This window comes from Bacillus sp. FSL E2-8887 (genome assembly GCF_038007205.1).
In the GTDB taxonomy this organism is placed as follows: domain Bacteria; phylum Bacillota; class Bacilli; order Bacillales; family Bacillaceae_G; genus Bacillus_A; species Bacillus_A mycoides.
This window is the reverse complement of record NZ_JBBOWS010000001.1, coordinates 161,950-184,751: the sequence shown is the minus strand read 5'-3', so window position 1 is coordinate 184,751 and position 22,802 is coordinate 161,950. Positions and strand designations below refer to the sequence as shown.

General features: G+C 35.0%; 19 protein-coding genes, 1 pseudogene, 2 riboswitches and 1 other annotated feature (1 of these 23 running past the window's edge). Of the genes and pseudogenes, 4 read left to right on the top strand and 16 right to left on the bottom strand.

All coding sequences use genetic code 11. The features are described 5' to 3' along the window. Nucleotides 1-49, bottom strand: a binding site (T-box leader) (it extends 159 nt beyond the left edge of the window). A gap of 93 nt (nucleotides 50-142) precedes the next feature. Beyond that, entirely contained in the window at nucleotides 143-436 is a 294-nt protein-coding gene (locus NSQ08_RS00775) for a YesK-like family protein (RefSeq protein WP_002124993.1), read from the bottom strand. A 154-nt stretch (nucleotides 437-590) separates the two neighbouring features. Between NSQ08_RS00775 and NSQ08_RS00770 the strand changes: the two genes are divergently transcribed. Beyond that, nucleotides 591-1,904, top strand: coding sequence for an alkaline phosphatase family protein (locus NSQ08_RS00770; protein ID WP_340770407.1), 1,314 nt, complete (start codon nucleotides 591-593; stop codon nucleotides 1,902-1,904). Nucleotides 1,905-2,012: 108 nt separating this feature from the next. Beyond that, on the top strand, nucleotides 2,013-3,296 hold the full coding sequence (locus NSQ08_RS00765) for an MFS transporter (protein WP_002010215.1): 1,284 nt from the start codon (nucleotides 2,013-2,015) through the stop codon (nucleotides 3,294-3,296). A 75-nt stretch (nucleotides 3,297-3,371) separates the two neighbouring features. Here NSQ08_RS00765 and NSQ08_RS00760 read toward each other — a convergent pair whose 3' ends face one another. The 7 genes and pseudogenes from NSQ08_RS00760 to NSQ08_RS00730 all read right to left on the bottom strand — a co-directional run bounded on the left by NSQ08_RS00760 (nucleotide 3,372) and on the right by NSQ08_RS00730 (nucleotide 6,817). Beyond that, nucleotides 3,372-3,623 carry a helix-turn-helix transcriptional regulator gene (locus tag NSQ08_RS00760; protein ID WP_340770403.1) on the bottom strand — a complete coding sequence of 84 codons (252 nt, stop codon included), beginning with the start codon at nucleotides 3,621-3,623 and terminating at the stop codon, nucleotides 3,372-3,374. A 71-nt stretch (nucleotides 3,624-3,694) separates the two neighbouring features. Continuing rightward, nucleotides 3,695-4,912 (bottom strand): MFS transporter, encoded by a 1,218-nt coding sequence (locus NSQ08_RS00755; RefSeq protein WP_340770399.1) that lies wholly within the window; start codon nucleotides 4,910-4,912, stop codon nucleotides 3,695-3,697. 66 nt (nucleotides 4,913-4,978) lie between these two features. After that, entirely contained in the window at nucleotides 4,979-5,560 is a 582-nt protein-coding gene (locus tag NSQ08_RS00750) for a TetR/AcrR family transcriptional regulator (protein ID WP_002124986.1), read from the bottom strand. An 80-nt stretch (nucleotides 5,561-5,640) separates the two neighbouring features. Further along, nucleotides 5,641-5,724: pseudogene (locus NSQ08_RS00745) on the bottom strand (histidine kinase); the annotation flags it as partial. 129 nt (nucleotides 5,725-5,853) lie between these two features. After that, on the bottom strand, nucleotides 5,854-6,108 hold the full coding sequence (locus tag NSQ08_RS00740) for a hypothetical protein (RefSeq protein ID WP_340770395.1): 255 nt from the start codon (nucleotides 6,106-6,108) through the stop codon (nucleotides 5,854-5,856). Nucleotides 6,109-6,120: 12 nt separating this feature from the next. After that, a complete protein-coding gene (locus tag NSQ08_RS00735) occupies nucleotides 6,121-6,435 on the bottom strand; it encodes a thioredoxin family protein (RefSeq protein WP_078204728.1) in 315 nt (104 codons plus the stop codon). Between the two features lie 10 nt (nucleotides 6,436-6,445). Next, nucleotides 6,446-6,817 (bottom strand): DnaJ family domain-containing protein, encoded by a 372-nt coding sequence (locus NSQ08_RS00730; protein ID WP_002010200.1) that lies wholly within the window; start codon nucleotides 6,815-6,817, stop codon nucleotides 6,446-6,448. Between the two features lie 372 nt (nucleotides 6,818-7,189). Between NSQ08_RS00730 and NSQ08_RS00725 the strand changes: the two genes are divergently transcribed. After that, nucleotides 7,190-9,214 carry a glycosyl hydrolase family 18 protein gene (locus NSQ08_RS00725; protein ID WP_340770387.1) on the top strand — a complete coding sequence of 675 codons (2,025 nt, stop codon included), beginning with the start codon at nucleotides 7,190-7,192 and terminating at the stop codon, nucleotides 9,212-9,214. A 472-nt stretch (nucleotides 9,215-9,686) separates the two neighbouring features. On the opposite strand, the gene NSQ08_RS00720 is transcribed toward NSQ08_RS00725, so the two are convergent. The 7 genes from NSQ08_RS00720 to NSQ08_RS00690 form a co-directional block, all read right to left on the bottom strand. Further along, complete coding sequence (locus NSQ08_RS00720; RefSeq protein ID WP_340770386.1) at nucleotides 9,687-11,219, bottom strand: ABC-F family ATP-binding cassette domain-containing protein; 1,533 nt, start codon at nucleotides 11,217-11,219, stop codon at nucleotides 9,687-9,689. Between the two features lie 445 nt (nucleotides 11,220-11,664). Then, nucleotides 11,665-12,414 carry an ABC transporter ATP-binding protein gene (locus NSQ08_RS00715; RefSeq protein ID WP_002139487.1) on the bottom strand — a complete coding sequence of 250 codons (750 nt, stop codon included), beginning with the start codon at nucleotides 12,412-12,414 and terminating at the stop codon, nucleotides 11,665-11,667. Next, complete coding sequence (locus NSQ08_RS00710) at nucleotides 12,411-13,409, bottom strand: ABC transporter substrate-binding protein (RefSeq protein WP_240380876.1); 999 nt, start codon at nucleotides 13,407-13,409, stop codon at nucleotides 12,411-12,413. The genes NSQ08_RS00715 and NSQ08_RS00710 overlap by 4 nt, the downstream gene beginning before the upstream one ends. After that, nucleotides 13,406-14,179 (bottom strand): ABC transporter permease, encoded by a 774-nt coding sequence (locus NSQ08_RS00705; RefSeq protein WP_002091231.1) that lies wholly within the window; start codon nucleotides 14,177-14,179, stop codon nucleotides 13,406-13,408. The genes NSQ08_RS00710 and NSQ08_RS00705 overlap by 4 nt, the downstream gene beginning before the upstream one ends. After that, on the bottom strand, nucleotides 14,151-14,471 hold the full coding sequence (locus NSQ08_RS00700) for an MTH1187 family thiamine-binding protein (protein ID WP_000082898.1): 321 nt from the start codon (nucleotides 14,469-14,471) through the stop codon (nucleotides 14,151-14,153). Before NSQ08_RS00700 ends, NSQ08_RS00705 begins: the two co-directional genes overlap by 29 nt. 101 nt (nucleotides 14,472-14,572) lie before the next feature. Further along, nucleotides 14,573-14,674: riboswitch (TPP riboswitch) on the bottom strand. A gap of 51 nt (nucleotides 14,675-14,725) precedes the next feature. Next, nucleotides 14,726-18,298, bottom strand: coding sequence for a non-ribosomal peptide synthetase family protein (locus NSQ08_RS00695; protein ID WP_445685282.1), 3,573 nt, complete (start codon nucleotides 18,296-18,298; stop codon nucleotides 14,726-14,728). A gap of 163 nt (nucleotides 18,299-18,461) precedes the next feature. Continuing rightward, nucleotides 18,462-20,201 carry a methyl-accepting chemotaxis protein gene (locus NSQ08_RS00690; RefSeq protein WP_340770372.1) on the bottom strand — a complete coding sequence of 580 codons (1,740 nt, stop codon included), beginning with the start codon at nucleotides 20,199-20,201 and terminating at the stop codon, nucleotides 18,462-18,464. A 140-nt stretch (nucleotides 20,202-20,341) separates the two neighbouring features. Beyond that, a riboswitch (cyclic di-GMP riboswitch) is annotated at nucleotides 20,342-20,426 on the bottom strand. 282 nt (nucleotides 20,427-20,708) lie between these two features. On the opposite strand from NSQ08_RS00690, the gene NSQ08_RS00685 reads away from it, so the two are divergent. Beyond that, complete coding sequence (locus NSQ08_RS00685) at nucleotides 20,709-22,022, top strand: anaerobic C4-dicarboxylate transporter (protein WP_340770369.1); 1,314 nt, start codon at nucleotides 20,709-20,711, stop codon at nucleotides 22,020-22,022. 117 nt (nucleotides 22,023-22,139) lie between these two features. On the opposite strand, the gene thiE is transcribed toward NSQ08_RS00685, so the two are convergent. Next, on the bottom strand, nucleotides 22,140-22,799 hold the full coding sequence (thiE, locus tag NSQ08_RS00680; RefSeq protein WP_201051113.1) for a thiamine phosphate synthase: 660 nt from the start codon (nucleotides 22,797-22,799) through the stop codon (nucleotides 22,140-22,142). Nucleotides 22,800-22,802 lie beyond the last annotated feature (3 nt).

Here is a 22,802-nt window from a genome sequence, read left to right as displayed (position 1 = left end):
TCTCTGCAAAAAGGTAAGACATGTACTATTCCTTTTTCATCGTTATAACAAAATAAATTTGTTGAATATCATAATATAAATTTCATTTCAAAACAAGAGCCAATTTTCTTATTTTTATACATTATTTTCAATTATCACTGTTTTATACGTAACTTTTCCGAACTATTTTTACAAGTTGATGAGCAACCATACCAATTAGTGTACCAATTAAAACGAAGAAACAAATAAATCCGTATCCCATTCCTTCCCAACCACCAATAGCGATCATTGTTACAGGAAAGAAAGCTAAACAAAGAAGTACTAAACTAAGTGCAAATATAATATCAAACTGTTTGTCTGGAAAACGTTTCTTTAGTAAATATGACATAAAAAACACAAGGAGAACGGTGACTCCACCAATGATGTAAAAGATACCAAATCCATCTAGCCAATCCATAGTATTCCCTCCTTCCATTCATTCCCTTATACTTATTATATGTTTAATTTTTCTGAAAATAAATAACAAAATTTTATTCGAAAATATATTTTTATTACCAGGTATTAATAGTAATATATAAGAATAGGTTTTATATAATCAGGAGGGAAACTTTATGGATAAAGCATTAACAAATCGCGTCATTATTTTATCTTTCGACTGCTTATCAGCTTTAGATTTTCCTATATTACAAAAACTACCTAATTTCCGAACTTTAATAAAAAGGGGCGCGATTGCGAAAAAAGTGGAGCCAATTTATCCTTCTGTAACATATCCAAGCCACTCAACAATCGTAACCGGTAATTATCCTAATAAGCATGGCGTTGTCAGCAATACATTACTTCAACCAGGACGTGAGTCACCAGATTGGCATTGGTACCGAAAGTCCATTAACGGGACAACTTTATATGATGAAGCACGCAAAGCAAATTTAACGACAGCAGCCCTTCTATGGCCTGTTACTGGAAGAGCAAATATCGATTACAATTTACCAGAAATTTTTCCAAATAGACCATGGCAAAATCAAATTTTAGTTTCATTATTTAGCGGTAGCCCGCTATATCAATTAGATTTAAATCGTCGTTTCGGCCATATACGAAATGGATTATCACAGCCTGAGCTTGATGATTTCGTCCTTGCTTCTGCCGTACATACAATCCATACGAAAAAGCCTAATGTTATGTTTGTACATTTTACTGATTTAGACACTCAAAGACATTACCATGGCTTCGAGTCCGAGGAAACAGTAGCTGCAATCCATAGACACGACGAACGCCTTGGAAAAATTATTCATGCATTAAAAGAAAGCGGGATATACGAAGAAAGTACAATTATTGCACTTGGCGATCATAGCGCTTTAAGTGAAAACAAAGCAATCCAATTAAATGTCCTATTTCGTCAAAAAGGACTTATATCCGTAAATAACAGTGGAAAGTTACTAGATTGGAAAGCTTATTGCCAAAGCTGTGATGGATCTGCCTACGTACATGTAAAGGATAAAAATGATACTGAAACGATTAAAGAGATTCAACTTCTTCTTGAAGAGCTTCTTCAGGATAAACAAAATGGAATTGAATTTATTCTGCACGATGAAGATGCAAAAGAACGTGGCGCTGATGGTAATTGCTTATTTATGCTAGAGGCCATGGAAGGTTATTACTTCATTGAAAATTATACAGGTGATTTCATAAAAGAAATTAATAAAGAAGATGTTAATTCTAGTAAGAAATATACATTTGGAACACATGGATATTCCCCAACAAAACCTAACTATGAAACAATTTTTATGGCTGCTGGGAAAGGCATTCAAAGCGGCGTTACAATTCCGTATATGAGACTGATTGATGAAGGTCCGACTATCGCTAGGTTACTCGGTTTGCACTTAGGTGAAACAGACGGCGCAATTGTAGAGGATTTACTTCAATTGTAAAGAACTGTGTATATATGTAAAAGTTATGTAAAAATCATCACTGTTTCTCTTTTTATAATTTTTATTTTTGTACACTGTTAGTAGAACAAATTTAAGGGGGAACATTATATGAAAAAAATGTCCAGACAAGAAAAAAGCTGGATATTGTACGATTGGGCGAACTCGGTATATTCGCTCGTCATTACAACTGCATTATTTCCAATTTACTTTAAAGCAGCTGCAAAAGAAGCTGGACTATCTGGCGCAACTTCAACAGCCTATTGGGGATATGCAAACTCGTTCGCTACACTTTTAATTTCTATACTCGCTCCTATTCTCGGCACAGTTGCTGATTATAAGGGATTTAAAAAACGATTTTTCACATTCTTCTTTGGACTCGGTATCGTATTTACAAGTATGCTAGCAATTGTTCCAACATCTCAGTGGTACTTATTACTAGGATGCTATATGCTCGCATTAGTTGGCTTTGCTGGAGCAAATATTTTTTATGATGCATTTCTAGTAGATGTTACCTCTGGAGATAGAATGGACCGAATTTCTACGCGAGGTTTTGCATTAGGTTACATTGGGAGCACAATTCCTTTTATCGGTTGTATTGCTCTTATTATTCTTGCTCAAAAAGGAACTATCCCCTTATCAGTCGGAATTGCTAGTCAAATTTCCTTTGCAATAACAGCTCTTTGGTGGGGACTATTTACGATACCAATGCTAAAAAATGTAGAGCAAACACACTATATTGAACGTCATCCAAGACCAATTGCAATGAGCTTCAAGCGCCTTGCTAATACGTTTAAAAATATTAAAGAATATAAAACTGTATTTATGTTCCTAATAGCTTACTTTTTCTACATTGATGGGGTAGATACAATTATCACTATGTCTACTGCTTACGGAACAGATCTCGGTATTAGTGCAACCAATCTATTAATCATCTTATTTGTAACACAAATTGTCGCTTGTCCATTTGCTTTATTATATGGAAAACTATCGGAAACATTTACCGGTAAAAAAATGCTATATGTCGGCATTATCATTTATATCATTATTTGCACATATGCTTATTTCTTAAAAACGACGTTTGATTTCTGGATTTTAGCAATGTTAGTTGCTACTTCTCAGGGCGGTATTCAAGCACTTAGCCGTTCTTATTTCGCAAAACTAGTACCGAAAGAATCTGCAAATGAATTCTTCGGATTTTATAATATCTTTGGTAAATTCGCGGCAATTATGGGTCCGGTATTAGTTGGTGTCACAACACAATTAACAGGAAAAACAAACGCTGGTGTCCTTAGTATTATTGTCTTATTTATTATCGGTGGATTCTTATTAACTAGAGTACCCGAAAATGATACGTCCGTTACACCACCTAATCCGAAAACTAAAACAATATAAGAAAAAGATCCCCTTCACACAAGAAGGGGATCTTTTTCTTATATTGTTAACGATAACGCCCCACAATTAAAAACTCTAAAGCTTGTACAAAAATAGTTTATCGACAGTTGTTCCTAATACTCCTGCTAACCGGAATGCTAGTGCTAAGCTTGGATCATATTTATTATTCTCAATTGCATTTATCGTCTGTCTTGATACGTTACACTTATCTGCTAATGCACCTTGTGAAATATTATTTGCAGTGCGCAATTCATAGATTTGATTTTTCACACCGTTTCTCCTAACCTGTAAAATCGTTTTTACATCATCAGTATATAGTTGGGGCATGTCATTGTCAAAAGATTGCCACAAGAAAAGGGAGCAATTCTGCTCCCTTACAATAGCTATTTCGAAACTAATCAATTCGTCATTTCCTCTCGATTCACAATATCTTCTTTCTTTATTTGCATACGTAAAACCGGACCTATCGCAAATAAAATAAGTGCCATTGCTATACAAAATACAGTAACTAGTGAGGTCATCTCCTTCAATCCTCCAGCTAGTGAAGTTCCAATTAACATTGCCCCCATGAACAGTGGTAAAATCGTTCCATTTACTCTGCCAATCATATTTTCTGGTACAAGTTGAATCATAAGCGTACCGACAACGATATTAACACAAGCTAAACAAATACCTGTTCCAAATCTCATGAAACTAGTAATCCAAAATGATGTAGATAACCCTTCTACTAAAAATGATATCGCTAATATGCTCATACCGAATACAAACATCTTTTTCGGATTCACTTTTGAAGCAAAAACTGCAGCAACAATACCACCAATTAACATACCGATTCCATCAGCTGCGGCTAAATATTGAACGGCTTCTTTTTCCATTCCAAGCCGTTCTATTACAAGAAACACTTCTAATGGATTCGTTAGTCCAACAGCTAAGCCCATAATGGTGAAAGTGATCGTAATCATACGTAAATTTTTCGTATGAAGAACGTATTTCCACCCTTCTTTTATATCATTTTTTAATGAACCTCTCGCCACTTGCTCTTGTTCCACCCATTTTGGTAAAAATGAAAGAGCGATAGCAGATAACAAAAATAAAATAATTAAGCTATATAGTGACGTAAATAAACCAAGTTGTGTGTACACAAGCGATCCTACCACTGGTCCAAAAATCATAAATAGCGACTGTAATGTTTGATTAAATGCAATCGCATTTGCTACCTGTTCTTCTTTTACATAGCGTTTAAATATACGCGAAGATGATGGCTGAGAAAACTGACCTACAATCGCGGAAATGAGTGTTGCAAAAAATATAGCCTGCCAATAATCCAGCTTTAACAACAAGACAATTCCTACAATAGACAGTACACTTAATACATCTCCAGCAACCATCGTTCTTTTCGGATTCCAGCGATCAGCTAGCGCCCCACCGATAAACGAGAACATAAAAATAGGTGCATATTCCATAACCGATAACAAAGAAACTGAAACTGGATCATTATTCGTTCGCTCCATTATGAAATACAAAAGAGCCATATTTCTGATCCAAATTGCAAATTGTTGTAAAATATCAGATGCCATAACGAGCATAAATGCTCGGTTTTTAAATAAAGCGTTCATTTTCATTCCCCTTTCATAAACCGACCGTTCGGTCTAATTTATTTTGTAAGAAAAGCAACTGACCTATTATTCAGCTGCCATTCCTTTTAACAATACATCTATTGCCTTTTTATAAATACGTTTCAGCTCTTTATAATCTAACTCGTAGTAAAGTACTCCAAGCCCCGATAATAATCCATTCACAATATACATAAGATCACGCGTATCATCTTCTTGAAACTCTCCAGACTGTATACCTGCTTCAATTAATTTCTCAACCATAACATATGATTCTCTAGTTAAAGCTAACAGTTCATCCAGAATTTCTTTACTTACAACTTGGCTCATAGAGAATTCCTCTATTGCATTTGAAATGGGTTGCTGTATGTCCTCTACATAATATTCCGCGAGACCATATAGTTTTTCAGTACTAGTACTATACAACTTCTCTTTTTCATTCCATTTTTCAAGCCAATCATACGTATGCTGTTTCACTACAAATAAAAATAATTCTTCTTTACTTTTAAAGTGATAATAAATGCTTCCTTTACTTCTCTCTGTAATTTCACAAATCTCTTCCATAGATGTAGCTGCATAGCCCTTCTGTGAAAACAGACTTTCTGCTTTATAGGCAATTTCTTTCTTTATCTCTTCTGCGCTTCTTCTCATATTCACACCTCTTTAAACCGACCGTTCAGTCTAATAATAACAAATAAAAAACCTCTATCGCAAGAGGCTATACTCCTTATTTAAGAAAACGTACTTTCAAACCACATTCGAATCATATGTATTATTCCAAATTTAAATCCTAATTTAGTAAGAAATACGGTTCCCTTTTCATTTCCCCTAGCATGTTAAAAATATTTAATCAAACGTTTGTTTAACTGTTTTTATGCATATGTAAGCCAACTAATCAAACGTTTGTTTAAAAAGAAATACGCCCCCTATAAGGCGTATTCTCATCAATCACCGCCGCCTCCACCACCGCAGCTACCTCCACTATCTCCACCAAAAGAACCTACGCAATCATGTGAACCTCCATCGTGCGAGCTATCATTATCCGATCCAGCAAAGAAAAATAGTGGTGATGAACTGTTAGACGTACTATGTGTATTACTCTTTTTAGTAAGACTTACTCTTCGTTTATTTGATTTAACTGATGCTGCAATCATCCAAATTAAAACACAAAATAGTAATGCCGCTATAACAAACCCCATATAAAAACCTCCCTAATTCTCGAATAATTGAATGGTTCTCTCTAGATTTTCAAGCGAAATGAAGCGTGATTCACGAAGGATCTCTTTTCCATTATAAAATAATAAAACTGTTGGCCCTGTAAATACTGCATATCGCCCCGCAATCTCTTGCATGTCTTGTAGTAATATTTCTACTTTCTCTACGTAATCATAATTCTCTAATACGCAATTTACTTTTCTTAACATAACATCACAAACACCACAATTTTCCGTTTTAATAAACAGCAGTACTAATTGTTGTCCTTCAATATATGTCGCTAATTCTTCTATCGTTTCAAATGTATTCATCTTATCCCTCTTAGCGTAATTTACGAAATACTTTACCCTGATACATACGAAAAGCTGAACTATCTTTAATCTTTCTCTTTTCCATTACCTGCTGAAAACGTAGCGTTTTTGCTGTTAACTCTTCTTGTAATTCTTTTCTCTCTACTTCATCATAACAGCACGCAATTAAGTCTTCTATTTTTAATATATCTTTTTGTAGTTCCATTTCTGGTGGAATCATACCTGCATTTTTCAAGATTTTATAACTCATTCTAAGTTCTGGAGGTACCATTGAAAGGTCTTCTAATTGTAGTGGTTTTCCTTTCCCCGGAATATGATCGAGATCACCATTCCGTATTGCTTGTCGAATTTTTTCTTCAGCAATGTTCAAAAAGACATCCACACCATTCGCTCCTTTACATATTTTTACTATTATTTTACATGATATTTTCTCATCTTGCTACGCTATTACAAATTGACTTTATACAATTTTTTCTCAAATTTAATTACAAGGAGCCTTTTCCTCCCTAATCAATATTTTATTTTCATGTATAGTCTGTATTAGAGCCATTTTATATTGAGAAAATCTTTGTGAATCAAATAAAGCGTTTACACCAAATCTTGCATTTGCTACGATTTAATCACCCCCTGCTCCCTTGTATAGACCTCGTGATGTCTGATCATTTTTATCTAGACGTTTCATACGTCTAGATTCACTTTGGTTTATTGGCGCATGCCTTTAAATATATCTTTTATTTTGAAAGGAGAAATGACTATGAGATCAAAAAAATTCACGCTACTATTACTATCCCTACTACTTTTCTTACCTCTTTTTCTCACAAACTTTATTACTCCAAATTTCGCATTAGCAGATTCACCAAAGCAAGGTCAAAAAATTGTTGGGTATTTTCCTTCATGGGGCGTTTACGGACGTAATTATCAAGTTGCAGACATTGATGCATCAAAGCTAACTCATTTAAACTATGCTTTCGCTGATATTTGCTGGAATGGAAAACATGGAAACCCTTCTACTCACCCCGATAATCCAAATAAACAAACGTGGAACTGTAAAGAATCTGGTGTACCACTGCAAAATAAAGAGATCCCTAATGGCACTCTCGTACTCGGTGAACCATGGGCTGATGTCACAAAATCTTATCCGGGATCGGGTACAACTTGGGAAGATTGTGATAAATATGCCCGCTGTGGAAATTTCGGAGAACTGAAACGATTAAAAGCTAAGTATCCTCACTTAAAAACAATTATTTCAGTTGGTGGCTGGACTTGGTCTAACCGCTTTTCTGATATGGCCGCTGATGAAAAAACAAGAAAAGTATTCGCTGAATCTACAGTAGCTTTTCTTCGCGAATATGGATTTGACGGCGTTGATTTAGACTGGGAATACCCGGGTGTTGAAACGATTCCTGGTGGTAGTTATCGTCCTGAAGATAAACAAAACTTCACCCTTCTGCTTCAAGATGTTCGAAATGCATTAACGAAAGCTGGTGCAGAAGATGGTAAACAATATTTACTAACAATCGCGTCAGGTGCAAGCCAACGTTATGCGGATCATACAGAGCTAAAGAAGATTTCTCAAATACTGGATTGGATTAATATTATGACATACGATTTCCACGGTGGGTGGGAAGCTACTTCTAACCATAATGCTGCACTATACAAAGATCCAAATGACCCCGCAGCGGATACGAAATTTTACGTAGATGGTGCGATAGACATTTATACAAATGAAGGGGTTCCAGCGGATAAACTCGTATTAGGTGTACCTTTTTACGGACGTGGATGGAAAAGTTGCGGAAAAGAAAATAATGGGCAATACCAACCTTGTAAACCAGGTAGTGACGGAAAGCTCGCTTCTAAAGGCACTTGGGATGATTATTCTACCGGTGACACAGGTGTGTACGATTATGGTGATTTAGCATCTAATTATGTGAATAAAAATGGTTTTGTTCGCGGATGGAACGATGTAGCGAAAGTACCTTATTTATATAATGCGACTACAGGAACCTTTATTAGCTATGATGACAATGAATCTATGAAATATAAAACAGACTATATAAAGACAAAGGGTTTAAGTGGCGCAATGTTTTGGGAACTAAGCGGGGATTGCCGTACAAGTCCAAAATATAGTTGTAGTGGACCAAAATTACTTGATACGCTAGTAAAAGAATTACTTGGTGGACCTATTACTCAAAAAGATACTGAACCACCAACAAACGTAAAAAATATTGCTGTTACAAATAAAAATTCAAACTCAGTTCAATTAAACTGGACTGCATCTACTGATAACGTAGGCGTTACTGAATATGAAATTACTGCCGGAGAAGAGAAATGGAGTACAACAACAAATAGCATTACAATTAAAAACTTGAAACCTAATACAGAATACACATTTTCAGTATTAGCAAAAGATGCTGCTGGTAACAAATCACAACCTACTTCTATTCTTATAAAAACAGATGATGCTAACACAACACCTCCTGGTGGAAATGGCAATGCTACCTTTTCAGTCACTTCAAATTGGGGAAGTGGTTACAACTTCTCAATTATAATTAAAAATAGCGGAACGACCCCTATTAAAAACTGGAAATTAGAATTTGATTATAACGGCAATTTAACACAAGTTTGGGATTCTAAAATTAGTAGTAAAATAAATAATCATTACGTAATTACGAATGCAGGATGGAATGGTGAAATTCCTCCTGGTGGATCAGTTACAATCGGAGGGGCAGGAACAGGCAATCCCGCCGAACTTGTAAATGCATCCATTAATGAAAACTAAACGTAACCTCCATTAATTATTTCACTAAAGTTTGAATTTAGGTTTGAGTGCTCTATCCTAAATTCAAACTTTTAATTTTATGAAAAATCACAATTTATATTATAATAACCTATTATAATTATATTTAGTTTCTAATATGAAGTTCACGTGAAGTTCATCTGAATTTTACATGAATTTCCTTTAAGTTCTATTGTCTTCCCATACTAATCACATTATCCTTTACATATAGGAATCATTTCCATTCCATTTCAAACTATCTATATATATATAAAAGATAGTAGCCTATTAGGGAAAGGCATCTAGTATTATTATAAATATAACCAAAGAAAAAGAACTCTTATGGTGCGCTTATAAGCGCACCATAAGAGTTCTTTTTCTTACAATTCTCATTTGAGAGTTCTCGAGAATCATGTTAATCACAAAGAAAAGGCATTAGCTCATAAAAGCTAACGCCTTTTCTTTGTGATTATTGTTAAACGTTCCATTTTTCGATATTCCATATTTTCGTTATCCATGCTTCATAGAAAGAGGGCTCATGTGAAATAATTAAAACTGTACCTTTATATTGTTTTAACGCTTCCTGTAAATCCGTCTTAGTCTCTGTATCCAAATGGTTAGTTGGTTCATCTAAAATTAAAACATTGCTTTTAGTTACGATAAGTTCGCATAATCGTACTTTTGTTTGTTCTCCTCCACTTAATAACTGGATAGGTTTTAATACATGTTCTTCTTTCAATCCGCACTTTGCTAATGCTTGTCGGATTTCTTTTCTTGTCATATCTGGTCTCCCTGCCCATACTCTTTCTAGTGCAGTTATTTCTGAGGAAAATTCCTCTTGTGCAAAATAAGCGGGTTTTACTCGTTCCCCAACAGAAACTGAGCCGCCTAACGGTTTTATTTGTCCTAGTAATGTTTTTAACATTGTTGTTTTTCCAATCCCATTATGACCAATAATCGCAATCTTTTCCCCTTTTTTCACTTGAAAATCCAATTCTGGAAATAACGGTTCACCATAACCAATTTTCAGTTTCTCTACCTGTAATATACGACTCACTGGCTCAGTATAAACATTAAAATCAAAACGGGCGCGAGGTACATCGTTAACCTTTTCAACCTTTTTCATTTTCTCTAATACTTTTTCACGACTTTTCGCTTGTTTCGCTTTACGAATTTTATTTTTTTGAATAAAACCCTCTAAATGTGCAATTTCTTTTTGTTGTTTCGCATACGCCGCTTGTAATTGTTTCCTTTGTAATTGATAACTTTGCAAAAAGGTTTCATAATCTCCCGCATAGCGCTTAACCTCTCGTTCTTCTAGATGATAAATAACATTCGTAATATTGTTCAAAAATATTTCATCATGCGAAATGATAATATAAGCTTTTTCATACATTTGTAAATATGATTGCAACCATTCTATATGTGCTGTATCTAAATAGTTAGTTGGCTCATCTAATAATAAAACATCCGCTTTTTCTAAAAGGAGTTTCCCCAGTAACAACTTTGTCCGCTGACCACCACTTAACTTTGAAACATCCTTTTCCAATCCTATCTCAAACAAGCCTAAGCCTGTTGCTACTTCCTCAATTTCTGTATGAATTTGATAAAAATTAGAATTCTCCAATATAGTTTGTAACTCTCCATACCTTACTAACAATTTCGCTACTTCTCCTGCTCCAGCCATCTCTTCTGTAAGTTTTAACATGTCACGTTCCAACTCATACAGGTTAGAAAACGCACTTTGCAAGTATTCTTCAATTGTTATGCCTTCTTGTAAATCTATATGCTGTTGTAAAAAGCCAATCTTCACATGTGGAAACCATTCAATGTTTCCATCATCATGTATAAGTTCTCCTGTTAACAAGCGTAATAATGTGGATTTTCCAATTCCATTTTTCCCTACTAGCCCAACATGTTCGCCCTTTAATAATCGAAAGCACGCATTATATAAAATGGTTTTCTCACCATATGAATGACTTACATTTTCTACTGTTAATATACTCATCTTTTTTCTCTCCTTTTCTTATGATCCATAAGCTAAATAGAGAGAACAACAGTATAAAGCCTTATTTAGTTATACATATAAAAATGGGTAAGGTGAATACACCTTACCCATTACATATTATCGTAAGAAAGGATTAAGGTTCTTTACCTGCTGTCTTCAATTTAGCTTATTTGTTAAAAATGGGCAGACTTCTCCCGTATCAAGCTAAAACCATTTGAAGAACAGTTGATAAAGTCATTTTATCCTTTCACTCCTTTAACATTTGTTATATTAAGAGTATAAACCACTCTGTTATATTCTATTCTCTACTTTTTCTTTTGTTCCTTCTTCCAATTTATCCGATGTTAATGAATCCACTATTTCCCCTATAGATTTCATTTTTCTCCTTCAATAGAAAAAAGCCTCTTAACAGCAATTATACAAAAAACTGTTAAAAGACTTTTTTCTATTTTTTCATATAAGGAGCCAATACTCTTAAAATTTCTTCCTTATCCTTCTTTAACTCAAGAGATGTTAACATATCCATCGTTCGCGGCCTAGGTAATTCCACTTGGACCTCGCCAACTATTGATGCTGGTCTTTGAGATAAAATAAATACGCGATCAGAAAGTAAAATTGCCTCATCTAAGTCATGTGTAACCATAACAATTGTCTGCTTTTCTTGATGCCAAGAATTTAAGAGCCAACTATGTACTTCCATTTTTGTAAATGCATCTAATTTTCCAAAAGGCTCATCAAGTAGCATAATTGGCTTTTCACATAAATACGTGCGAAGGAAACTAATTCTTTGACGCATTCCACCTGACAACTCATCTGGATAATGGTCCGCATATTCATCTAGCTCAAACTGCTTTAATGCTTCCATTCCTTCTGTCAGCCTTTGTTTTTTAGGCTTTCCTTCAATTTCCAATGGAAGAACGATATTTTGCAAAGCCGATCGCCACGGTAGTAATAAATCTTGTTGCGGCATATAACTAACAACATCTTGTTTTTTTACATACTCTTCGTTATAAAACACTTCTCCGCTCGTTGGCTCTTCAACACTTGCAATCATATTTAATAATGTACTTTTTCCACAACCACTCGGACCTACAAAAGAGACAAACTCTCCCTCTTGTATAGAAGCACTAATATTTGCTAATACATTCTTTCCATCGAAAGCTTTTACAATATCTTTTATTTGTAATCCACTCATTTTTCACTTGGAAGGAATTCATTTGTAAAGGCATCTTTTACATCGATTTTCTTTTTAATAACTTTGTTGTCATATAAGAAATTCATGTAATTTGTCCAAATCTCTTCCTTCTGTACTCCCCACGCTTTTGCATCATCTTGATACTTTGTACTTAACCACTTTTGGCTTTCTTGTACTAATTCTTTATTCACATCTGGAACAGCTTTAATTAAAATATCCGCAGCTTCTTTCGGTTCTTTAATTGCAAAATCATAACCTTCTGTCGTTGCCGTCATAAATTTTTTCACAAAATCTTTATCTTGCTTCGTATGTTTTTCACTTGTAATAATAACAGGACTATAGAAATCAAGCGCTGGATCTAAGTCTTTTACCATAATTGTATTTAACTCTTTTCCTTGACGCTTCGCTTCAATTCCATCCCATCCATAATAAATCCATTCAAAGTCTGCATCACGACCGATTGATTTAAAGAAATCTGTTTGTCCAAGAATAATTTTTTCAACTTTATTAAAATCAGCTTGATGTTTCTCCATAATCGTCTTTAACGTCGCTTCTTCTGCTGGTCCCCCCCAGCCGCCATAACGTTTACCTTCAAAACCTTTCGGTGACGTCATATTATCTTTTTTTAGAGATGCAAAAGCAGAGGTATTATGCTGAATAATTGCCCCAACAGAAACAACTGGGATTCCTTCAACACGAGCTAATGTTACATTTTCTTGTGCGCTTATCGCAAAGTCTGCTTTCCCAGAAGCAATCATCTGCTCTGCCGTTACATTATCACCAGGTTGGATAATTTCTACATCAAGCCCTTGCTTTTTGTAATAATCTTTCGTTTGCGCTACATATAAGCCAGTATGATTCGTATTTGGAAACCAATCTAAAACGACTTTTACTTTTTTATCTTTACTTGAACTTTCTTCTTTCTTCGCCGGATTACATCCGGCAACAGTTACTGCTAATAATGCAGCTAACATAATTTTTAAACCTTTTTTCATTTTCTGCCGCCCTTTCTGTATATCCATGGTGCTGTTATTCTTGCCATAAATTCAACAATAAAGTACAGACATAATGTCACCATGACGATAATCGCTGCAACACCAAATACTCGAGCCGTTAAAAAGGATTTTGTTGCTCTTGTAAGCATAACTCCTAATCCTTCGCTGGCACCAAGCCATTCCCCAATAATCGCCCCCATCACACTATATGTAACAGCAATTTTTAAACCTGAGAAAAAGTATGGGAGTACTGCTGGAAACTTTACTTTCTGGTAAACTTGCCATTTCGTTGCCTTCATTGTTTGTAACAGTTTCAGCATATTTTTATCTACCGTTTGGAAACCTTCTAAAATGCTAAGCGCAATTGGGAAGAAACAAACAAGAATAACAACCATTACTTTTGGCAACATTCCGTATCCAAACCAAATAATAAATAATGGTGCGAGCACAACGATTGGAATTGTTTGCGAAATAACGAGCAATGGATTCATTAAAATCCGAAATAAAGGAATGACATCCATAATGATAGCAATACTCGTCCCAAGTAAAATTGCAAAAAACAACCCAATTATTACTTCCTGTAACGTTTGCACTGTATTCGGTAATAGTAAATCTTTCATTCCAATTAACTCTTGCACAATTGCAGAAGGCTTCGGTAAAATCCACGGCTCAATTTTAAATAATGAAACAGATCCTTCCCATATAGCAATGAGAAGGATAAGCCAAATTGTTGTGATTATTTTAGATCGCTTCTGGTTTTGCATATTCATCACGGTACTTCCAAACTTTTTCGTCAATCGTTACGCCCGTACTTGGACGATAGTGAATTTTAATAGAAGTGATTACTTCTTCTGCTCCAGCATCGACGCAAGCTTGTTGTGCGCGTTTAATGACGTCAAGAAGTACATCTAATTCTCCTTCCAACGTTGTTTCCATTGCCCCTACTTCATAACGAACTCCCGACTGTTGTACAACTTCAATTGCTTTATCAACAACGGAATACACATCTTTGTTCTTCGCTTGTGGTACTACTGAAAATGAAATTGTAACTTGTTGTGACATAATCAAATCCCCCTTACAAAATATGGTTCCCAAAAAAGAAAAGGCTTTCCTACCATGTAGGAAAGCCTTGTATACAAGTTATTCTATAATAACTTATGCTACATCACTTTAAAGTAACTCCCTACGCTGGCATTATCCAGATCAGGTTGAGGGTCGATGTATACTTACATCCTCTCAGCCAATTGGCTCCCCGGTTCTTAATTCGTTTTCATTGTAGCATGATTTATTTTATTGAACAAACAAAAGCGTACATATCATTTCATTATTTTTGGAAAATATCCAACTTCTTCACCATGAGCTAATAATTGCTGAATAAATTCTTTATTAATCGCTGGCACTACCAGTTCTTTTTTCTTAATCCATTCATTCGTTCTACGAGTACCCATTACAATTTCAGATTGCTGTGCTCCATCTCCTGCAACTTGAGAAGCAATTAGCTCTGCTATTACTTCATTTCCCTTCGCTAATTCAAGCCCGGTATTTACATATTCCGAAAGTGGAACCATTTCAAGATTGTATCCACATTCCTCAATTAGCTTTATAAAATGTTCAAATTCAATTTGATATGGGTGACAGATGTGTAACATTTCTCCAGCTATTTTTGAATCTTGTACATATGTTACAATCGATTTACTAGCAAAATCAATTGGTGTAAAATCAATTTTCCACTTTACATTCGGAGCTTGTCCAATAAGTAACATCGCTTTAATCAGACGATAAAATGCATTTCCTTCAATATTTTGTTGGAACCTTCCTGTTTCTGAATGACAAGCTAAGTTACCCGCACGATAAATATTTCCTCGTACACCATCTTTTATCGCTTCACGAACAAGGTTTTCTGCCTGTAGTTTACTATTAGAATACACATTCTCCAACAACACATCGTAGTTAAAATCACCTGTTTTTTCATATCTATCCCATTGATCCATCGCTAATTCTATCGGAATACCAATTGTTGAAACAAAGTGGAATGTCGCTCCTTCTTCAGTTAACGCTAGCATACGACCCGTTCCTTGCACATTCACATTTTCAAACTGATCCACATCTCCAAAATGTCTTACATCTGCACCACAATGAATTACAGTATCAACCTTGGAACGAATGACTTTAAATTCTTCCTCACTCATACCAAGATTCTCTGCCCCAAGATCACCAGGTACTGCTGTTATACGTTGTAGCCATTCTTTTTTTATATTTTTAAAGTAATTTGTTAATGTATTAACAATTCTTTGTTGTATATCTTGCGTTGGTCTTACTAAGCAATAAATATGTGCTGTTGTATCTTTTAGTAATTCATGCAATATGTGAGAACCTAAATAACCAGTAGCTCCTGTTAAAAAGATATTTGAAACTTTACCGCTTTTCACTTCTTTTATATGTGAAATTGTTGCTGGCTCATGAATTACTTTATATTCACGGAATACTTCTTCTTCCTCTACTTTTAATTCCCTTTGAATTTGCGATAACCTATATATTGTGCGTTCCTGGAAAAAGTCTTGAATTGTTAAATGCGGGAAATCCTCTTTCAATAGAGTTAAAACTCGTAATACCTTTAACGAATGCCCACCAACTGTAAAGAAGTCGTCATGGACACTAACTTTCGAGACGCCTAATACATCAATCCAAGCTTTTGCTATTTTTGCTTCCGCTTCAGTAGATGGTGCGATATATTCTTGTGAACGAACTGGCTCATACTCTTCTTCCAGTTGTGCTAATCGCTTCACATCAACCTTTTTATTTGGTGTAAGTGGCAGTTCATTAATATAAATTAACTTAGATGGCACCATATAATCTGGTAATTGTTCTCTTAAATCGTGTATTAAGGTTTCCATAGCAACTTCATTAACAGTTGTATAGAAAGCAACTAAATAATGACTACCTTCTTCACTTTTCTTCGTAAATACAACGGCATCTTTTATCATTTCATATTTTGCAATTGTATTTTGGATTTCACCTAGTTCAATTCGGTGCCCTCTAATTTTCACTTGATTGTCTTTACGGTGTAGAAATTCAATATTTCCATCTTCCAATATTTTAACAACATCACCTGTTTTGTATATCCTACTATCGTAATTTAAGGGGTGTGGAATAAACACTTCTTCTGTTTTCTCTGGCTTATTAAAGTAACCTTTCGCGATACCTACTGATTCTATATATAATTCTCCTGGAATACCAATTGGACAAACTTTCATATTGTCATTTAATATCCAAACTTTATAATTATCCGCTGGCTTCCCAATTGGAATACTAGCAAATTTATCATTTAACTCCGCTGGAATTGGATAAGTAGTTGTTGTAATTGTACATTCCGTCGGACCATATGCATTATTCAATTGAACATGAGTACCAATTCTCTGTCGCCATAATTTCACTACTTCAGCAGTAAGCATTTCTCCACCAACTGCAATTCTCTTTAATGAATCCAACTTATATTTACTTTCATCTGGAAGGTATGTTGCTACTTGTTGTAAGAAAATTGTAGCTAATCCTAAGATAGATGTTGCCTTTTCTTTATAAATTGCATTTGCAAAAGCATCGACTGAAAGTCTTTGCTCATCTAATAAAACATATACATTTCCACCACAGAATAATGAAGCAAATAACTCCCAAATAGACGCATCGAAACTAAATGATGGAAACTGTGCAAAAACATCTTCTTCAGTTAATCCATAATGTCTTTGCATCCATGTACATAAATTAACTACCCCGCGGTGCGCAAGCATTGTTCCTTTCGGATTTCCTGTAGAACCTGATGTGTAAATCATATATGCAATATCATCAAGATGAATTGACAATTTCACATCTGCATCTGAAAATTTTTCAAGATTATAAAGAGACAACTCTCGAATGCCTTCATACGGAATTTTTGTTTCTTTTGTTAGCACTAATTCCGATTGGCTATCCTCAATAATATACTGCACCCGATTGGCAGGATAATCTGGATCGATTGGAATATACGCAGCGCCTGCTTTTAAAACCGCTAATAAACTTACTACCGTATCAATACTTCGCTTCATAAAGATACCAACATAATCGCCTTGTTTCACTCCATTATGTAATAACATATGAGTGATTTGGTTACTTTTTTTATTTAATTGTTCATATGTTAATGTTCCTTCTAACGAAGATAAAGCTATACGATTTGAAAACTTCCTTACTGTTTCATAAAACATATCGGAAATACTCTTATTCGGATATGGTACTTCTGTATGATTTATCTCTTTATATATTGCTAACTCCTCTTCTGGAATAATATCCATAGCTACAATACATTGCTTCTCGTTTGTAATTCCTTGCTGTAATACATACTCAATTTGCTCTATATAACGAGTCGCTGTTTTTTCTTCCAATTGCATTTTATTATAAGAAACCTCAAAGTAATTATTCTTTAATTCAATAAAGTTCAACTGACTATTTCTATTCTCTTTTCCTACTGTAACTGCAGGTTTCCCCCATTTTCCTTCATCATATTGTAATAATACTTTTTGTACTTCTTCCATGTTTTCTAACTGCACAATTTGATTATTAATTTCTACTTTTAGCTCTTCATAAGAAAGTTCCTCTGAAATCGTAATACATAACGGATAACTACTCTGTTCCATATAATGAGGAATCACTATACATTTTTCATTACTAACATGATGCAACCATACAAAAGTAGCGACTATTATATCTAACTTACTATGTTCGATCGCTTGTATATCCTCAATTTTCATCTGCTTATATTCGTTTACTTGAAAATCCTTCGGTATCATAAGTGATTCATAATTTTGTTGCAAAAATTGTTCATATCTCTCCACATATGAACGTTTTAAGAAAATACTCATACTGAATCCTCTCGCTCTCCATAAAATAAAGTAAAACTTTAATCAGTAGGGGTGTTCATCCCCCACTGATTAAAGTTTTACTTCTAACATCCTTAAATTTAGATATTAGACTATTAATTAAAGAAATAAAGGTGCAGATTATATCTACACCTTATATTTTTTATTAACTTTTAAATTCTCCAATCAACTCTTGTAACTCCTGTGAAAGCCAACTTAAAGATGTAGCTAATTCTGCAATATCTTGTACTGATATTTCTTGCTCCTTCATACTTTCTTCAACATTACTACTGCTATTCGCATAAGTATTCGCGATATGTGATAATTCATTTACGACTTGAACGATATTCTGGCTATTTTGTAAAATATCACCTGAGTTGCTAGAAACAGCCCTAACTTGATCTGTAACAGACTGTGCTGACTTTGAAATTTTCTCGAAGAACGCACCACTACTTTGAACAAGAGTAATTCCAGATTCTACTTCTTTTGAACCTTTCTGCATTGAAACTACAGCCTCTTCTGTTTCAGTCTGCGTTTCACTAATTAATTTCGCTATATCTTTCGCTGACGTTTCAGTTTGTTCTGCTAATTTGCGCACTTCATCAGCAACAACTGCAAACCCTCTTCCAGCTGCTCCAGCACGTGAAGCTTCAATAGAAGCGTTTAAGGCTAATAAATTTGTTTGATTTGAAATACCTGTAATTACAGTTACAATATCACTAATTTCTTTTGACCTTGTTTCTAACGAATAGATGATAGAAGATAAATCTTGTACTGCATTTTGGATTAAACTCATTTGATTAATGATTTGTCCAATGACTTCATTACCTTCAATTGAATGTTGCTCCATACCTTCTGAAGCAACTGCAACTTGTTTCGCAGCCCCAGTTATCTCTTCTACCTTATTTTCCATTCCATGTACAATTCCTAGGCATTGTTGTACTGAAGTTTCTTGAGATTGCGCTCCTACTCTTAAACCTTCAATAGAACTTGCAATCTCTTGAACTGCCATACTGTTTTCCTCTGTACTTGCCGACAATTCTTGTGAAGAAGAAGAAACTTGCTCAGCAGTCTGTCTTACTTTATCTATAATCCCTTTAAATTTATCAATCGTGTTATTGAAATATATATTAATAATTCCAATATCATCTGGTCTTTCTTTTAATTTAATACTTAAATCACCTTCACCAATCTTACGTAATCCCTCTCGTAAATCTTTTAATGGAGCTAACGAGTGACGTACGATAAAGAATTGAGTAATAGTTGCCATTGCTAATGAAATAATAATAAAGAGTATACCCTGTATCACAAAATTCTTCTTTGTACTAGGAACGATAGAAGCATCTAAGTCAGCCGCAACAATTGCAACAATATTGTTTTCTCCATCTGTAATTGGCTCTAATATTGTCACCCACGAACCTAATTCATCTTCATATACTTCTGTCATCTGAGCCTTTTTCGTATCCATCACTTTATCGTATGCATTCATCCAATGAGCGGGTTGTTCATAATAATCTCCCGGCTTTACAGGGACTGCATTTGTTAACTCTGTAGTCAAACCAATGAGTTGTAACTCTCGCTTTTCATTCGCTTTTGCTCCTGTAACATACGTTTGTCCAACACTTTTCAATTCTTTTGACACTTCATCTAATTGCCCTGTTAACTTTTCTTTTTTCACTCTTTCGGCTGTAGGATCTTTCGTCATGTCTCTAACTAATTCTACATCCAGTTTTTTTAGCACTATCTCTCCCGTTTCAATAGACTGTCTTTCAAATAAAGACATCATACTATTTTGAAACATGTTGAAGCTTAATGCACCCATACTTCCAACAAGCGTCAAAATAACTAAGACAGTTAATAAGACGTTCTTTTGAAGAAATGATAACTTATGCCAATACTTTTTCACTAATATTCACCTTCCTTAATTATCAAAATTAAAAACAAAAAAACAAAATATACGAATATTTTGTTTAGAAATGATTCTCAATATGTTCGAGAATAAAAAAAGACCAATGTAAAAGCATTGGCCAAGACCAACCCTATCCGTCCGGTAACTGGCTAGCATAGCCTTTCGACCTTAGCTCCTGTAGTTTTGCGTCCTCATGTTTCCATCAGTTTGCCTTTCTCGCTGAACGAGTTGAACGATATGGGAGTTCTATGAGAATTACAATATTCTCTTTCAAAGATTACAACATAAAAATTAAAATGTCCACCCATTTGTACATATAAATATAAAGTTTTAACGGATTATTTTTTCGAAATAATTTAACAAAGTACGTGAATGTTACATTTCTTGTGTTATATAATAAAAAATGTATATAAAATAAGGATTATCACGGATATCTATTTAATTTTCATTCAAATTAAATTATTCGAATATATCTTAACTTACGAATTTCGGAGGTAGTTTATCATGTTTTGGCTACAATTTCTTACGTTACTACTCTGCATTTTTATTGGCGCACGCCTAGGCGGAGTTGGTCTAGGAGTAATGGGTGGCGTTGGTATGGCAATACTTGTTTTCGTCTTCCACTTACAACCTACAGCCCCTCCTATTGATGTAATGCTTATGATTTTAGCAGTAATTACAGCTGCCGGTGCTTTGCAAGCTGCTGGAGGAATGGATTACCTTGTCTACCTTGCTGAGAAAGCATTACGAAAAAATCCAAAGCGCATTACATTTTTTGCTCCTATTGTTACTTATTTATTCACGCTATGCGCGGGAACTGGTCATGTCGCTTATTCTGTACTTCCCGTTATCGCCGAAGTATCTCGTGAATCAGGAATTAGACCTGAACGACCAATGTCAATTGCCGTTATCGCTTCCCAGCAGGCAATTACAGCTAGTCCAATATCGGCTGCAACAGTTGCACTTTTAGCAATGTTAGCCGACTATAAAATCACCTTGTTAGATATTTTAAAAGTCAGTATCCCTTCTACTTTTATTGCTTGTATGGTAGCTGCATTCGTTGCTAGTAAAATGGGAAAAGAATTAAATGAAGACCCTGAATACTTGAAGCGATTAAAAGAGGGAATGATCCCTAAACTTGAAGAGAAAAAAGAATTTGCGGGTGTAAAAGGCGCTAAATTATCAGTTATCCTTTTCCTAGTAGGAACTTTCCTTGTCGTACTTCTTGGTTCATTTGAAGCCCTTCGTCCGGGATGGATGGTTGACGGGAAGTTAGCTCGTCTTTCCATGCCAAACACAATTGAAATGGTCATGTTAACCATTGCTGCTCTTATTATTATTTTCTGTAAACCAAATGTGGAAAGCATTGTAACTGGTAACGTCTTTAAAGCAGGCGCAACAGCAGTTGTTGCTATTTTTGGTATCGCTTGGATGGGAGATACTTTCTTCAACGGAAACTTAAATATAATTCAAGGATCAATTCAACACTTAGTGACAAGTGCACCATGGCTATTTGCTATTGCACTATTCATTCTATCTATTTTACTGTATAGCCAAGCAGCAACAGTTCGTGCTTTAGTGCCACTTGGACTATCACTTGGTATTCCGCCGGCATTACTTATTGCTATGTTCCCTGCAGTAAATGGATATTTCTTCATTCCAAACTACGGGACAATCGTTGCTGCAATTAACTTTGACCGTACTGGTACAACAGGAATTGGTAAATATGTTTTAAATCATAGCTTTATGATTCCTGGCCTAATCGCAACATTCATTTCTATCGGAATTGGAATGCTCTTAATTTCAATTATGTTTTAAAGAAAAAGCACAAACCTTTATTTAAAAAGGTTTGTGCTTTTTTAATCAAACGTTTGTTTAAACTTTTTTGGCAGTCTATTCCTCCATATAGCATTTAAAATATTACATGGGCTTTTTCTACAAACTCTTATTTACTTCTTCAACTAATTTCTTCGTACTTTCATACGCAGATTCCGCTAAGCTAATCGCTGAAATAACTGAAACACCATCCGCACCCGCTTCTATAACAGAAGCTGTATTTTCAATTGTAATCCCACCAATCCCAACGATCGGTATTGTAATCTCTTGTTCCCTAAAATACTTTAGACCTTTCGTTCCTTGAACCGCTTTTGTATCTTTTTTCGTACTCGTCGGGAAAATTGGACCAACTCCTAAATAATCGGCTCCATTTTCAATCGCCCAGCGTGCTTCTTCAATTGTATGTGTAGATACTCCAATAATTTTATCTCCCATTTTTTTACGAACAGATGTAATTCCTTCATCATCTTGTCCAACATGCACGCCATCTGCATCTAACTCGAGGGCTAGTTCCACATCATCATTTACGATGAATGGTACACCGTACTCCTTGCAAAGCGCTTGTAGTTCTTTCGCAAAATCAATACGTTTCTCTCCCGTTAAAGCCCCTTCTCCCTTTTCACGAAGTTGAAAAATTGTTATACCACCTTCTAGTGCATCTCTCAATACTTGTAGTGGCTCCTTCGTACAATTGTTACTTCCCATAATAAAATATACTGGTAATACCCTAGACATTTCATCCATTGTAATGCGCGACATCTA